Annotated in this window: 12 protein-coding genes; 7 read left to right on the top strand and 5 right to left on the bottom strand. The window is 31.2% G+C overall.

Translation table 11 applies throughout. From position 1 onward, the window contains the following. From RMO70_RS00100 to RMO70_RS00080, 5 genes are all read left to right on the top strand, one after another. Positions 1-1,057 (top strand): peptide MFS transporter (locus tag RMO70_RS00100; RefSeq protein WP_409025062.1); only part of this gene is annotated, 1,057 nt, incomplete at its 5' end. Positions 1,058-1,132: 75 nt separating this feature from the next. Beyond that, positions 1,133-2,791 (top strand): peptide MFS transporter, encoded by a 1,659-nt coding sequence (locus RMO70_RS00095; RefSeq protein WP_310554381.1) that lies wholly within the window; start codon positions 1,133-1,135, stop codon positions 2,789-2,791. A gap of 6 nt (positions 2,792-2,797) precedes the next feature. Continuing rightward, on the top strand, positions 2,798-4,282 hold the full coding sequence (locus tag RMO70_RS00090) for a peptide MFS transporter (protein WP_310554380.1): 1,485 nt from the start codon (positions 2,798-2,800) through the stop codon (positions 4,280-4,282). Between the two features lie 50 nt (positions 4,283-4,332). Then, on the top strand, positions 4,333-4,788 hold the full coding sequence (locus RMO70_RS00085) for a thioredoxin family protein (protein WP_310554379.1): 456 nt from the start codon (positions 4,333-4,335) through the stop codon (positions 4,786-4,788). Between the two features lie 15 nt (positions 4,789-4,803). Further along, entirely contained in the window at positions 4,804-5,313 is a 510-nt protein-coding gene (locus RMO70_RS00080; RefSeq protein ID WP_310554378.1) for a thioredoxin fold domain-containing protein, read from the top strand. Positions 5,314-5,317: 4 nt separating this feature from the next. On the opposite strand, the gene RMO70_RS00075 is transcribed toward RMO70_RS00080, so the two are convergent. The 5 genes from RMO70_RS00075 to surE form a co-directional block, all read right to left on the bottom strand. Beyond that, the gene (locus tag RMO70_RS00075; RefSeq protein WP_310554377.1) at positions 5,318-7,354 is read right to left on the bottom strand and encodes a ComEC/Rec2 family competence protein; all 2,037 of its coding nucleotides are present in this window, start codon (positions 7,352-7,354) and stop codon (positions 5,318-5,320) included. A 25-nt stretch (positions 7,355-7,379) separates the two neighbouring features. Continuing rightward, positions 7,380-8,006: a C40 family peptidase gene (locus RMO70_RS00070; protein WP_310554376.1), complete on the bottom strand. Its 627-nt coding sequence runs from the start codon at positions 8,004-8,006 to the stop codon at positions 7,380-7,382. A 271-nt stretch (positions 8,007-8,277) separates the two neighbouring features. After that, a complete protein-coding gene (gene lpxB, locus RMO70_RS00065) occupies positions 8,278-9,399 on the bottom strand; it encodes a lipid-A-disaccharide synthase (RefSeq protein ID WP_310554375.1) in 1,122 nt (373 codons plus the stop codon). A gap of 21 nt (positions 9,400-9,420) precedes the next feature. Continuing rightward, positions 9,421-9,693: a hypothetical protein gene (locus RMO70_RS00060; protein WP_310554374.1), complete on the bottom strand. Its 273-nt coding sequence runs from the start codon at positions 9,691-9,693 to the stop codon at positions 9,421-9,423. 3 nt (positions 9,694-9,696) lie between these two features. After that, on the bottom strand, positions 9,697-10,470 hold the full coding sequence (gene surE / locus RMO70_RS00055; RefSeq protein ID WP_310554373.1) for a 5'/3'-nucleotidase SurE: 774 nt from the start codon (positions 10,468-10,470) through the stop codon (positions 9,697-9,699). A 144-nt stretch (positions 10,471-10,614) separates the two neighbouring features. On the opposite strand from surE, the gene RMO70_RS00050 reads away from it, so the two are divergent. Together RMO70_RS00050 and RMO70_RS00045 are read left to right on the top strand one after the other, a co-directional pair. After that, the gene (locus RMO70_RS00050; RefSeq protein WP_310554372.1) at positions 10,615-12,807 is read left to right on the top strand and encodes a carboxy terminal-processing peptidase; all 2,193 of its coding nucleotides are present in this window, start codon (positions 10,615-10,617) and stop codon (positions 12,805-12,807) included. A gap of 107 nt (positions 12,808-12,914) precedes the next feature. Then, entirely contained in the window at positions 12,915-15,062 is a 2,148-nt protein-coding gene (locus RMO70_RS00045) for a carboxy terminal-processing peptidase (RefSeq protein ID WP_310554371.1), read from the top strand. Positions 15,063-15,157 lie beyond the last annotated feature (95 nt).

Genomic DNA, 15,157 nt, shown 5'->3' with positions numbered 1-15,157 from the left:
CTTTCTTAAAAATAAATATGTTGTAACTCCAGAAGGAAAAGCTATTGGTGGTTTGCCATCAGGAAATGATTCATCAGACTATGAAGAAGGAGAGTCTCAAAAAGCGGTATTCTCACAGACAGCTTTAATAAGTGCAGTTGTTGCTTTTGTTGGATTAGGATTTTTATTCAACCTTGTTTTTGGACAAAATTATATTTACTCAGTAATTTACGCAAGTGGATTGTCTTTAGCAGGATTAATCATATCTGATAGTTCATTGACTAAAATTGAAAGAGATCGAATTTTAGTAATTTATATAGTTGCTTTCTTCGTGATATTTTTCTGGGCAGCATTTGAACAAGCTGGATCATCATTAACTTTTATAGCAGATAATCAAACCGATAGAAATTTCTTTGGCTGGAATATGCCGCCATCAATGGTTCAAATTTTTAACGGATTATTTGTCGTAATGTTTGCAGTGCCTTTTAGTATGTTATGGGACAAATTGAGAGCCAACAATAGAGAACCAATTTCTCCTATGAAACAAGCTTTTGGATTGGCTTTGATTGCTATTAGTTATTTTATTATTGCTTACAATGTAAAAGATTTAGGAAACAGCGGATTGTTGGCTATTAAATGGTTAATACTTTTGTATTTAATTCAAACTTGTGCTGAATTGTGTTTATCACCAATTGGATTGTCATTAGTTGGTAAATTATCTCCTAAAAGATTTTCATCTTTACTATACGGAGTATTCTTTTTATCAAATGCTGCTGGATATGCTTTGGCAGGAACTTTAGGATCTATAATGCCAGCAACGGGTGACAAGTTTAACAAAGCAAAAGATTTAGGAATTGATTTACAAGATGTTTTAGACAAAAAAATTGTACCAACTACTGAACAACTAGCTATTTTAGAACAAAATCAAATCAGTCCTACCAATCCCATTTTTGCAGGATTCGAAATTCATAATTTATTTGAATTTTTTATGGTATTTGTGGTTTTAACTGGATTAGCTGCTGTAATATTATTTGCATTAACTCCTGTATTGAAAAAAATGATGCACGGAGTACGTTAATCATTATTTAGAATATTTTATTACCTTTCAAACCTACAATATTCTTGTAGGTTTGTTATTTAAAATTTAAAAATTATGTGGAAATCACACCCAAAAGCATTACCGTTTTTATTTTTGTCTGAAATGTGGGAACGTTTTGGTTATTATTTAATGATTGGAATTTTTACATTGTACCTCAAAGATGTGGAAGCTGGTTTTGCAATGACCGAAAAAGAAGCAGCAGATCTATATGGAACTTTCATAGCCTTAGTTTTTCTAACTCCTTTTATCGGTGGATTGGTAGCAGATAGATATTTAGGTTACAAAAAATCAATCGTAATTGGTGGAATCCTAATGGGAATTGGGTATTTTATGATGGGAATTCACAACATCACTTCATTATACATCGCAATGACTTTTGTGATTGTAGGTAACGGATTTTTCAAACCCAATATTTCGACACTTTTAGGAAATTTCTATTCGGAAGACCAATACAAAGACAAGAAAGATGAAGGCTACAATATTTTCTATATGGGAATTAATGTCGGAGCGTTTATATGTAACTTTTTTGGAGCCGCGTTGCAAATACTTTTGGGTTGGCAATATGCGTTTATGGCTGCTGGAGTTGGAATGTTTGTGGGTGTAATTGTCTTTTTAATGGGAACAAAACACTACGGAAACAAAACGGAGAAAAAAGGAACACAAGAAGGCGATATGCCATTTTATAAAATTGTGTTGTTCATACTTTTACCATCTGTTATTTTTGGAGTTATAGGTTGGATGTTGAAAGGGGTTGCTTCTGATACTAATTTAGACAGTTATGTTTTTGGATCCGATAGTACCGATGCATTTATATTTGCTTGTATTCCTGTAATTTTCTTCTACGGAAGTTTGTATTTTAAAGCCAAAACCGAAGAAAAAAGACCAATTGGAGCTTTACTTTCTATTTTTGCAGTAGTGATTTTGTTTTGGGCAGTTTTCAAATTAAACGGGTCAGCATTAACCACTTGGGCAGACCGTTATACTGATAAAGAAATTTCTGGTACAACTAAAACCGTTTTTAATGGTTTAAAGTTAGCCAAAGAGGTCGAATACAAAAAAGCATCGACTGAACTTTATGACGAAAGTTTCCGTTTGCAAAAAGTGAATGGAGAAGTTCAAAAAGTGGAAGATTATCCTATCTATTTTAGAAATGTAAAAAAAGAAAAATTACCAGAAGAAGGTGCAACGATTTCCATTTGGGCAACCAATTTAAGTCAGTCTATAAATCCAGGTTGGGTTATTATTTTAACGCCATTAGTAGTAGCGTTTTTTACTTTTTTACGAAGCCGAAAAAAAGAACCATCAACTCCAACCAAAATTGCTTTCGGATTATTAATTTCTGCTTTATCCGTATTGGTAATGGTTGCTGCAGTTCACATTGGCGGAAATGGTGCCGAAAAAGTATCTGTTTGGTGGCTTGTTGCCAATTATGGTGTTATTACTATTGGAGAATTATTCTTGAGTCCAATGGGATTGTCTGTAGTATCTAAATTAAGTCCAACGAATATTACTTCACTTATGATGGGTGGTTGGTTTTTATCAACATCAATTGGAAATAAACTGTCAGGAGTTCTCGCCAGTATGTGGGATACGTATGATAATAAAGCCGATTTCTTTTGGGTGAATTTTAGTTTGTTGATGTTCGCCACTTTATTAATGTTTGCTTTATTGAAACAATTGAATAAAGTAATGAAAGAAAATGGGATAAATTAAATAAATATGGAAAATACTATTACACTAGAACAAATACAAAATTTCGAAGGCAAGTACCCAAAACAATTGTGGTATTTATTTATAGTAGAAATGTGGGAACGTTTCTGCTTCTATGGAATGCGTGGCGTTTTAACTTTCTTTATGGTCGATCAGCTTTTATTAAAAGATGATGCCGCTAATTTGCAATACGGTGCAATTCAAGCATTTGTATATGCATTTACTTTTATTGGCGGAATATTTGCTGATAAAATTTTAGGATTTAGAAAATCATTATTTTTTGGAGGAATTGTAATGATTCTAGGTAATTTATTAATTGCATTTTCACCACAAGAAATGTTTTATTACGGTATCGCTTTTTCCATAATTGGAACTGGATTTTTTAAACCTAATATTTCATCAATGGTAGGTGAATTATACCAGGAAAAAGATCCACGTCGAGATGCAGGTTATGGAATGTTTTATGCAGGAATCAACATTGGCGGATTATTTGGTGGTGCACTTTGCATCTATTTAGGAAAATACCATTCTTGGCAATTATGTTTCCTTGCAGCGGCAATTGTAATGATACTTGGATTGGTAACTTTCTTATTAACCAAAAAACATTTAGGTCCAATTGGTGATTCCCCATTATTGAATCTTGCACCTGAAAAACGAAAAATACGTGAAATTGCTGTTTATATTGGCTCTATCCTTACCATTCCTTTCATTTATACAATGGTTATAAATACGGATTATACTGATTATTTTATGTACACCATCGGAATAATTGCCTTGTTGTATTTTGCTTTTGAAGTTTTCAAATTAAAAGAAATTTCAACTCAAAAAAAATTAATTGCAGCCTTTACTTTTATATTTTTCTATTTTTTATTTAATGCAATTTATGAGCAAAGTGGTGGATCACTTTCGTTGTTTGCTAAAGACAATTTGAATTCTAATTTGCTAGGATTTACAATCGATCCAAATATTGTAAATAATTCATCAAATACATTATTTGTAGTTATTTTAAGTCCATTAATTGGACTATTGTGGCTTTGGATGGCAAAAAAGAAAATTGAACCCAATACATTAATAAAGTTTGGAATTGGGTTTTTATTTCTATCGGCTTCATTTTATATCTTTTATTACACTAAATTTTTCTCCAATGTAGAGGGAATAACTTCATTGAATGTATTTACTTTTGGATATTTAATTACTACAATTGGAGAACTCTGTCTTGGACCCATTGGAATGTCAATAATTACAAAACTTTCTCCTAAAAAATTATTTGGAATGATGATGGGATTATGGTTCTTAGCATCTGCATTTGGGCAATTAGCGGCTGGTAAACTAGGTGCGGAAATTTCTCAATCTAATTCGGGTTCAACTTTAGTATCTAAATTGCAATCGTACACCGATGGATATTACACTTTGGCAATTTATGCACTTATTGCAGGAGTTATTTTAATTGCAATTTCACCTTTGGTAAAAAAATTAATGCAAGAAGTAAAATAATTTTGTAAATTCGGCATTGTTTTTGATTTGAACGTAAAAAATAAATAGTTATGAAAAAAATAATTTTAGCGTTGTTTCTAACCTTAGGAACAATGTCTATTCAGGCGCAAGAAATCAAGTGGATGACAATAGATGAAGCATTAGCGCTTCAAAAAAAGAACCCAAAACCTATTTTTATGGATGTGTACACTGATTGGTGTGGTCCGTGTAAATATTTAGATACAACGACCTTTCAAGACGCATCGATAGTTAATTATATTACAGCAAATTATTATGCAGTAAAATTCAATGCAGAAGGTAATTCTACACTGAATTTCAAAGGGAAAACATATTCTAATCCAGGTTTTGATCCTAATAGAAAAGGCAGGAATAGCGCACACGATTTTACAAAATTTATAGCTGTTGAAGGTTATCCCTCAATGTATATTATTGATAAAAAAGGAGAGCTTCAAAAGCCAATTGTAGGATATAAAACTGCCGAACAATTGTTACCTCTTTTAAAATAATAAAAAAAGACTGCAATGATTAAATTAAAATACATTCTATTTTCACTCACACTTACAATTTTGTTTTCATTTTCTATTCCGAAAACGGAAGGCGAAATAGTTTGGCTAACCAATCTTGAAGAAGCTCAAAAAATTTCTAAAAAAACAAAAAAACCAATTTTAGCCAATTTTACGGGTAGCGATTGGTGTGGCTGGTGTCATAAACTATCCGCTGAAGTTTTTAATACCCCAGAATTTAAAGTTTGGTCTGACAAAAATGTGGTTTTATTAGAACTAGATTATCCTAAAAGAAAAGAACAAACGGATGCTATCAAACAACAAAATGCTGGTTTGCAACAAGCTTTTCAAGTACAAGGTTTTCCAACTATTTGGGTTTTTAATTTAGATGTTGATAAAGTAACTAAAAAATATAATATTACTCAAATTGCTAAATCAGGCTATGTTAAAGGAGGTTCAAAAGCTTTTACAGATGGTATCGATACTATGTTAGCCCAACATAAAGAACAATCTAAAATTAAAAAATAACCACTCAAAAAGTAGTTTCTATTCTATAAAATCCTTTTTCATAAGTACTATGAAAAAGGATTTTTTTATTGCTGCAAGTTGCTTTCCAAACAGCAACATAAGTCTTGTAATTTGAAGCATCTGCAATAATTATTTTTGGCTTTAATTCCGTTAAGAGTCTTTCTAAATTTAATTTAGGTGAGTTTTTCAAAATTAGCACATCAGGCTTCACAGCAATATTACACATAGTTGCCTTGTCAATTATTAAAATTTTATTTCTATCAAAAAAAAGCACATTCCCAAGTGATTTAATTGCATTTAACTCACAGAAGTTTGCTGTCAAATACGATTGAATCATTTTATCTTCAAAACTGTTTTTTACCAAAGTATCATTTGAGTAAAGCGTTACTTTACTGTTTTCTCTATCTGCGATAATGGTTTTTTTCTTGATGTTAAAAACAATCCATTCCTTTTTATTTTTTTCTTTCCATTGATTTGAGATAAATACAATTTGAAATAAAAAGATTGTTGTTATGGCAAAAACTAATTTTGTGAAATTGGGTTTTCTGAACCAAATTACCCAACTAAAAACAATGAAATAGCACACAACTAATAGTGAAAAACTTAAAGGAATATTAGCAATTACAAATGATTCGAGAGAAGCAACTCCTTTTATAAAGCTATTCATAAGTGCAATGCTTAACTCTAATGTTTTTGAAATAAAAACTGGTGCAATATTAAAAAAAGCAAGCAACATAACTAAAACACCTAACACCATTATTACTGAAAGTATTGGAATTAGCACCAGATTAGTGACAAAGAATAAGCCTGGAAATTGATGAAAATAATAAATACTCAAAGGCATTGCTCCTATTTGTGCTGCAAACGAAACGGTCAGAATATCCCAAAAATAAATTAGAATTGTATTTTTAGGTTTCCAAAGTGTTTTAAGCATTGGTTGCAACCAAAGAATAAAAAACAAAGCAATATAGCTTAATTGAAATCCAATATCAAATAGGAACAAAGGTTCTACCAAAAGGATTAAAAAAAGGGACACCACCATAGTATGAAACGTATTAGTTCCTCGATTCAAAAACATCCCAACCGCTAGAAAACTAAACATAGTTGCTGATCGAACTACAGATGGCGCTAGTCCAGCAACAATTGCAAAAAGCCATAAACTACTAACTATTATGCATAATCTGATACTATTTCCCAATTTGTTTTTAGGCAACGGTTTTAATAAAAAGGTTATGAATAACAATATAAAACCTATATGTAATCCAGAAACAGACAAAATATGTACTGCACCAGCATACTGATAATCTCTTAATATTTCGGCTGAAATTTCTTGTTGTTGTCCTAAAATTAAAGCAGAAACAACTGCTAATTCTTCTTTTTTGAAACCACTTTTAGAAAGGTTTTCAATAATTGTATTTCTAAAATAAGACGTGTAATACCAGATATTTTTATCAATTTCAGAACTTATTTTTATTTGAGAAGCTTCTGTGAAAACTTGTGCATGTATTCCTTTTGTTTCTAAATATTTCCCGTAATCAAACTGATCTGGATTATTGGGTTTGAAATTTTTGATTATTTGATCGTGAATCAAAATTTTGGTTCCAATCAAAAAATCATATTTTAGACTCTCTTTTTTTATATTTAATAAAATCTTCCCAGAAGCTACTTTATCATCAATATCAATTACTTTGACAAAATACCTGCGGTTGTTTGTCGTGTTTTTTAGTTTTTCAAGAATAATAACTTTTATGAAGTGATTCGATTTGAAATTTGAGCTTTGATTTGTATAATGATTTTCCCTTAACGTGTCATTATGAATTAGTGTTGTCGTGATTCCAATGGCAAAACTCAAGATGTAAAGTGAAATTGCAAAAATCAATTTTTGTGCAGCTATTTTGAAGTAAACAAAGCAAAAAAAGAATACAGTTATTCCTAAAAAACCAAAACCAAGCTGTAGGTTTGGATTTGCATAATGAGCGATAATTATACCAAATACAAACCAAAAGGTGATCCTAACCAAAGGAAAATTCAATAACTTCATTGGCACAAGATACTAAAAAAAAGAGTTATTCAATGACTCGATTTACTTGAGCAAATGTTTTTCCGTAATAGCTTTCTTTGGTTGTGGAAACAATAACCCCTCTTGAAGTTGAAGAATGTACAAATTTTATATCGTCACCAGAAGCTTCTATTACAAGTCCTACGTGATTAATTACTCTACTTCCGTTGGTTCTAAAAAATATCAAATCTCCTTTTCTGGCACTATACCTATCAATTTCTTCTCCAGTTCTGGACATATCATTTGATGTTCTTGGTAAAGGAACGTTATAATCTGTAAAGGAAGCAATTATAAAACCCGAGCAATCCATTCCACTTGTGGTTGTTCCACCACTTCTATAAGGAACGCCTTGAAACAACAATCCTTTATTGACTATTTGTTCTGCTACGTAATTGTGACTTCCTGACGATGCTATGTAATCGTAATCTTCGGTTTCTTTGATTTTGCTTTTTACGGTTTCTGTTTTAGTTTCTGTGACTTTTGGAATCTCTTTTGAAGTGATTTTTCGCGGGGCTTTATAAATCCCTAGTTTTTCAGCCTCTTGTTTTGAGGTAACAATAGAGGAAGATGCAGTTTTACAACTCGTAAAAAACAACCCAAGAAACACACCAACGAAAAAAATTTTAAAAGCCATATTTGCAATTTGAATAATTAATTTAAGTTGCTAGTTAATTAAGTTACAAATAAATTTAAATCAACTATAGAAGTAGAATCTTTTTTTGACACAGATTTTAGAAATTTCTAAAATTTCTAAAATCTGTGTTGCATAAAATGGATATTATCAATCTAACTTGCACTAATTTTTACTACTATTATCAAGTTGTTGATTATGATTCCTATAAAAAAAATAACTAGCAACTTGAATTAATTACAAAAATAACCTTTTTATATTAAATCAAAATTAACTAGTGGTTTGATAACATATTCGTAACAATCAATCTGGCTGTTTTATCACTAGCGCCTGCGCCTCCCAGTTTATTTTCGAGTGAATCGTAATTTGCTAAAAGTATTTTTTGGTGGTCTGGATTCAGTATTTTTTCCAACTCAAGTTTGATTTTTTTAGCATTGCAATCTTCCTGAATAAGTTCTGTAACTACTTCAGAATCCATTATTAAATTTACCAGTGAAATGTATTTCAACGTAACAACCCGTTTTGCAATTTGGTACGAAATCCAACTTCCTTTGTATAAAACCACTTCTGGAACTTTGAACAAAGCCGTCTCCAGTGTTGCTGTGCCAGATGTTACAAGTGCGGCTGTAGAGACACTCAACAAGTCGTAGGTTTTATTAGAAATAAAATGAACTTGATTGACCGTTAAAAATTGTTCGTAAAATGAAAACTCTTGACTTGGAGCTCCTGCAATAACAAATTGATAGTCTGGGAAATAGCCTGTCACAGAAAGCATTTCGGAAAGCATTTTTTCAATCTCTTGTTTCCGGCTTCCAGGCAATAAGGCAATAATGGGTTTGTCGTCGAGATTATGTTCTTTTTTAAATTGTGCAGCATCGGTTTTTGGACGATTATTTATGGCATCAATTAACGGATGACCAACAAATTCAACTGGAAAATTATGTTTGTTTTCATAAAAATCTTTTTCAAACGGAAGTATAACATACATTTTATCAACATCTCGTTTAATGGCTGCAATTCGATTTTCTTTCCAAGCCCATATTTGAGGAGAAATGTAATAGTAGGTTCCCATTCCTAGTTTTTTTGCCCATTTGGCAATACGCATATTAAAACCTGGATAATCAATAAAAATAATTCCGTCAGGTTTAAATTCTAAAATATCGTCTTTACAAATTTTAATATTGTTGAGAATGGTTTTTAAATTCAAAACTACTTCCAAAAAACCCATAAAAGAAAGATCTCTGTAATGTTTTACTAAAGTTCCACCAGCATCTTGCATCAAATCACCACCCCAAAACCTAATCTCTGCTTGAGGATCTTCTTTGTAAATTCCTTTCATCAAATTGGAACCGTGCAAATCTCCCGATGCTTCTCCTGCAATTATATAATATTTCATTTTTTTTATAGCGTGATTGTGTTATACAAATAAGGTGAGTAATGCTAAAAGAATTGTAGCTAAAACCACACCTCGAGCCATCAGTTCTTTATTCAATTTTAGTAAAACAAAAAAAACAATGATATTCAAAATGGCACCAAGAGTAATTACTTTTCCAAGAAAACCTTGACTTTTCATTCCTTTGACACCTTCAACAAAGCCAAAGTCACTAAACAATTCAAAAAAAACAACCACTCCTAAAAAAGTAGTTGCAAAACCTATAATGGTTCCAATAAGCAAATCAGTTTTTCTCATTTTCTAACGGTTAAAATTCCATGTATTTAATTGTTGAATAGCGTGATGCGCAGTCAAATCAAACTGAACTGGAACAATCGAAATGTATCCGTTTTCCAGAGCCCACTCGTCAGTATCTTCTCCTTTGTCATTGTTCACAAATTCGCCAGAGAGCCAATAATATTCTTTCCCAAAAGGAGATACTCGTTTGTCAAATTTTTCGACCCACATTGCATTAGCCTGTCGGCAAATTTTTATACCTTTTAAATCCTCTTGTTTTCTTTTAGGAAGATTTACATTCAAAACGACACCATTTGGCAATCCTTTTTCTAAAACTTCAAGAGTTATTTTTTTAATATGAGGCTTAAAAGTTTCAAAATCAGCATTCCAATCGTAATCACAAAGCGAAAATCCAATAGCTGGAATCCCTTCGATACCCGCTTCAACCGCAGCACTCATAGTTCCGGAGTATATCACATTTATAGAGGAGTTTGAACCGTGATTAATTCCTGACACACACAAGTCTGGTTTTTGCTTCAAGACTTCGTTAACGGCTATTTTAACACAGTCAACGGGAGTTCCAGAACAACTGTACTCCATTATTTCAGCGTTTTCAATAGATATCTTATTCAAATGCAAGGTACTATTAATAGTTATTGCGTGTCCCATAGCACTTTGCGGACTATCTGGAGCAACCACAACGACAGTTCCTATTTCTTTCATTACCGCTATAAGTGTACGAATGCCAGGCGCTGAAATACCATCATCATTGGTTACTAAGATTATAGGTTTCTTCATTTGTGTTGAAAAATTTTAACATAAAAATTAACTGCTAAAATAATCATTTTTCCGCTCAAGAATCTATATTTGTATCATAAACAAAAAATTATCAATAGTTATTTAATTTTGGCATGGTTTTTTGTGTATATTAGTTAATTATTTATGAACACAATTTGGGAATTTATGAAAAGGAATTACAAAATACTTATAGTTTTGGTAGCTATATCAGCTACATTGTGGGGTTTTATGCCAAAAACCGTAACAACTGACCCTGAAAAAGACAAAGCCCTTTTAGATTTAATTGATTATGTCATTAAAAAAGGACACTACAGTCCAGTGGCTATGGATGATGAATTTTCAAAAAGCTTGTTCAAAACCTACATTGATGCTTTAGACCCATCCAAACGTTTCTTTTTAGAGTCTGATATTACAGAATTTAAAAAATACGAAACGGAAATCGATGATTTGTTTCTTGATCGTGATTTAAGTTTTTTCAATCTTACCTTTGAACGCATTCAGAAAAGAATTCGGGAATCAAAAGTTGTTTATAAATCAATAAGCGACAAAGCTTTTGAATTTTCTTCAGATGAAACTGTTGATATTGGGGTTGAAAAGCTTCCATTTGCAAAAAATTATACTGAATTAAAAAACAGATGGAGATTGCAAATCAAACTTACCGTACTTTCATATATTGTTGACAAACAAAAAATGGAAGCTGATAAAAAAGCAAAAAATCCAAAGTATGTTGAAAAAACATTAAAAGAAATTGAAAAAGAATCAAGAGAATCTTCTTTAAAATCGTTGGACGATTATTTTGATTTTGTTGAAGACTTAGAAAAGAAAGATTGGTTTGTTGCTTTTGTTAATTCTATAGTGGTTCAATATGACCCGCATACCTATTATTTTGCTCCAGAAGAAAAAGAGCGTTTTGATATTAGTATGAGTGGGAAGCTAGAAGGAATTGGAGCAAGATTACAAAAGAAAAATGATTATACAGAAATATCGGAGTTAATTTCAGGAGGTCCTGCATGGAGAGGAAAGGAATTAGAACCAGGAGATCTAATTATGAAAGTAGGTCAAGGGAGTGCTCAGCCACTTGATGTTGTAGGAATGAGATTGGACGATGTAGTTAAAAAAATTAAAGGAAAACGAGGTTCAGAAGTTAAATTAACAGTAAAAAAAGTAGACGGATCCATCAAGGTAATTTCAATAATTCGGGATATTGTTGAAATTGAAGAAACCTATGCTAAATCAACAATCACAATTAAAGACGGGAAGAAATACGGTGTGATTTATTTACCAAAATTTTATATCGATTTTGAAAATGATGACAATAGAGATTCTGCTAAAGATATTGCTATCGAAATTGAGAGATTGAAAAGCGCTGGTGTAGAAGGAATAGTAATGGATTTACGTGATAATGGAGGTGGCTCGCTTAAAACAGTGGTTGATATTGCAGGTTTATTTATTAAAGAAGGTCCAATTGTTCAAATTAGATCTGCAAAAGCGGCAAAAGAAGTTTTATATGACAAAGATGCAAGAGTACAGTGGGATGGTCCACTAGTTGTGATGATTAATAATTTCTCAGCATCTGCATCAGAAATTTTTGCTGCGGCCATACAAGATTACAACAGGGGAATAATAGTAGGGAGCAAGCAATCATACGGAAAAGGAACAGTTCAAAACGTAATCGATTTGAATCAAATTATCCGCAATAGTTCTATGGGAGATTTTGGAGCATTAAAAACCACAACTCAAAAATTTTATAGAATAAATGGTGGCTCAACTCAACTGGAAGGCGTAAGTAGCGATGTAGCGATGCCAGATAGATATTCTTATATTAAAATTGGAGAAAGAGATGAGCTTCACGCAATGCCTTGGGACAAAATAGATGCTGCTCCTTATAAAGCATTAAACAATATGAATAATTTTGCCGATATTATTTTAAAAAGTAAAAAAAGGGTTTCAGAAAATACACAATTTAAACTTATCGATGAAAGTGCAAGGTGGGTAAATGATCGAAAAGAAAATAATATTATAAACCTTAATATTGATAAATTCAAAAAGGAGCAAACAAGTATAGAAGAAGCTACTAAAAAATACAAATCAATTTATAATTATACTAACAAACTTGATTTCACGTCTAAAGCAGAGGATTTAATTGCTGAAAAGAAAGATACAGTTTTAGCTCAAAAGAAAAAAGATTGGTATGATTTGTTGAAAAAAGATGTATACGTTGAAGAAGCAGTAAGTATATTATCAGATTTACAAAAAATACATGTATCAAGTAAAAATACTTTTGCAAAAAACAATAAGACAAAAACCGTAAACCATAAGATAACTACTAAATTATAGTTTATCTTTAAATTAGGACTAACGCCTTTTTAAAAATAAATTTATTTTTAAAAAGGCGTTTTTTTACATAAAAAAAGGCATAGAAAATTTCTAATAATTTAATTTTTATGAAACATAACATTAAACATATTTTAATATTAGTACTTTCTTTGTCAATTGCTAGTGGCTTTACTCCAAAAAAAGAGATAGACCCAAAACAAGAAAAAAAGCTTCTAGAACTCATTACGTTAGTTTTAAAAAAAACACATTACAATCCTGCAAACCTTAATGATGACTTTTCTAAATCCCTTTTTAATGATTACATAATAGAATTAGACCCTGGAAAATTATTTTTTTTGGAATCTGATATAAAAGAATTTAAAAAGTTTGAAACAAAACTTGACAATCAAATAAAAAATAAAGATTTAACTTTCTTCTATCTTACCTATGATCGCATTATGATGCGAATGCAGGAAGCTAAAATAGTGTATACTAACATTTGTATGGGTCGATTGGATTTTTCTCTAAATGAAGAAATAAAAATAATTGAGGATAACCTTGAAAATAGTTATTCGCAAGTTGAATTTTCAAAAAACAGTGAACAAATTCGAAATGAATTGCGCTTACTTATTAAAAAAAGAGTCCTTGAAGACATTTATAAAAAATTAAAAATAGAAGAAAGTAAAACCATATCAAACCCAAATTATAAATCAAAAAGCTTTAATGAGATAGAAAAAGAATGCAGGGAACTTTGCCTTAAAAGCTTTAATCGATCTTATTACAATTATCAAAATCTGAATAGAGATTATTTTTTCGGAAAATATATTAATGCAATTGTTAAACAGTCAGATCCAAACACCCAATATCTTAAACCAGAGGACAAAATGAAGTTTGATATTGATGTAAGTGGTCGTATGGAAGGTGTGGGTCTTATTTATAAATATACCGATAATTTTATTGAAATAAAAGATATGTTTCTAGGAAGTCCTGCTTGGAAAAGCAAAAAAATTGAAGCTGGAGATGTTGTGCTAAAAGTAGCAGAAGGAAATGGCGACCCAGTTGACGTGGTTGGATACCAACTTTACGACTTAATCAAACTAACCAGAGGGAAAAGGGGAGATGTTATAAAATTTACAATCAAAAAATCGGATGGAAGTATAAAAGTAGTGCCGCTAAAAAGAGATATTTTTGAATTTAATGATACTTATGTAAAATCAGTCATAGTAGAAAAAAAAGGCAAACGATATGGACTCATTAATTTACCAAAATTCTATATCGATTTTGATTATGAAAACAGAAAAGAATCTGCTAAAGACGTTGCCGCTGAAATAGAATTACTAAAAACTGCTGGTGTAGCAGGAATTCTACTTGATTTGAGAGACAATGGCGGTGGAGCAATCAGTGGAGCAATAGATATTGCAGGCTTGTTCATAGAAAAAGGCCCAATAGTTCAAGTTAAAGCACTAAATAAACCAAAAGAAGTAATTTCGTCTTTAAATTCAAATGTGATATGGGATGGACCTTTAGCCGTATTAATAAATAACGATTCAGCATCTGCATCAGAAATACTAGCGGCAGCAATTCAAGATTACAATCGCGGATTGATAATAGGCAGTAAAAACTCCTTCGGAAAAGGAACTATTCAAGACATTGTAGATTTAAATCAATACAACTACAAAACTGACGTTGATCTAGGAGCATTAAAAACCACTATTCAAAAATATTACAGAGTAACTGGCGAATCAACTCAAATAACTGGTATTGAAAGTGATATTGTAATTCCTGACGAATATTCTTATGCTAAATATGGAGAAGGAAACAAAAAAAATGTCATTCCTGCGGATAAAATTGATGCAGCATCTTTCAAAAAGAGCTATAATAAAGAAACATTTCAAGATATAATAAAATCAAGCAAAAAGAGGATAATTGAAAGTGAGTACTTTGTTTTAATCGACAAAAAAGCGAAATGGGAAAATAAACCCAAAAGCAATAATAGTTTGAGTTTAAATTTTCAAAAATTCAGCAAACTGGAACAGAAAAAAGAAGTAGAAGAAAGTAAGTTTAAAAATTTAGAAAAGTATAAAAGTAGTTTGATTTTTAAATCAACCCTTTCTGAATTATTCAACCTTAAGAAAGACGAAGCGCTTCAAATAAAAAGGAAAGCGTGGCACGAAAAGCTTTCAAAAGACCCTTATATCGATGAGTCAATAAGTATTTTAAGCGATTTATCTAATAACAATAGCGGATTAAAACAAATAAGCTTCAAGACAGATTAGTTTTTGTACACATCCAAAATTAAATTTTCTTAATAAATCAAATCCAAATCCGCTATGTGCGGATTTTTTATATTTATTAAAACTATCTTTGTTAT

Origin of the sequence: Flavobacterium sp. (genome assembly GCF_031422135.1) — a bacterium.
Lineage (GTDB): Bacteria > Bacteroidota > Bacteroidia > Flavobacteriales > Flavobacteriaceae > Flavobacterium.
Note: the sequence above shows the minus strand (reverse complement) of the source record. Positions and strands in the feature narration are given on the sequence as shown.

Coding starts and splice junctions, on each gene's coding strand:
- lpxB (WP_310554375.1), bottom strand. CDS start 9,399: ATGAAATATTATATAATTGCAGGAGAAGCATCGGGAGATTTGCACGGT.
- RMO70_RS00050 (WP_310554372.1), top strand. CDS start 10,615: ATGAACACAATTTGGGAATTTATGAAAAGGAATTACAAAATACTTATA.
- surE (WP_310554373.1), bottom strand. CDS start 10,470: ATGAAGAAACCTATAATCTTAGTAACCAATGATGATGGTATTTCAGCG.
- RMO70_RS00075 (WP_310554377.1), bottom strand. CDS start 7,354: ATGAAGTTATTGAATTTTCCTTTGGTTAGGATCACCTTTTGGTTTGTA.
- RMO70_RS00095 (WP_310554381.1), top strand. CDS start 1,133: ATGTGGAAATCACACCCAAAAGCATTACCGTTTTTATTTTTGTCTGAA.
- RMO70_RS00090 (WP_310554380.1), top strand. CDS start 2,798: ATGGAAAATACTATTACACTAGAACAAATACAAAATTTCGAAGGCAAG.
- RMO70_RS00070 (WP_310554376.1), bottom strand. CDS start 8,006: ATGGCTTTTAAAATTTTTTTCGTTGGTGTGTTTCTTGGGTTGTTTTTT.
- RMO70_RS00085 (WP_310554379.1), top strand. CDS start 4,333: ATGAAAAAAATAATTTTAGCGTTGTTTCTAACCTTAGGAACAATGTCT.
- RMO70_RS00060 (WP_310554374.1), bottom strand. CDS start 9,693: ATGAGAAAAACTGATTTGCTTATTGGAACCATTATAGGTTTTGCAACT.
- RMO70_RS00080 (WP_310554378.1), top strand. CDS start 4,804: ATGATTAAATTAAAATACATTCTATTTTCACTCACACTTACAATTTTG.
- RMO70_RS00045 (WP_310554371.1), top strand. CDS start 12,915: ATGAAACATAACATTAAACATATTTTAATATTAGTACTTTCTTTGTCA.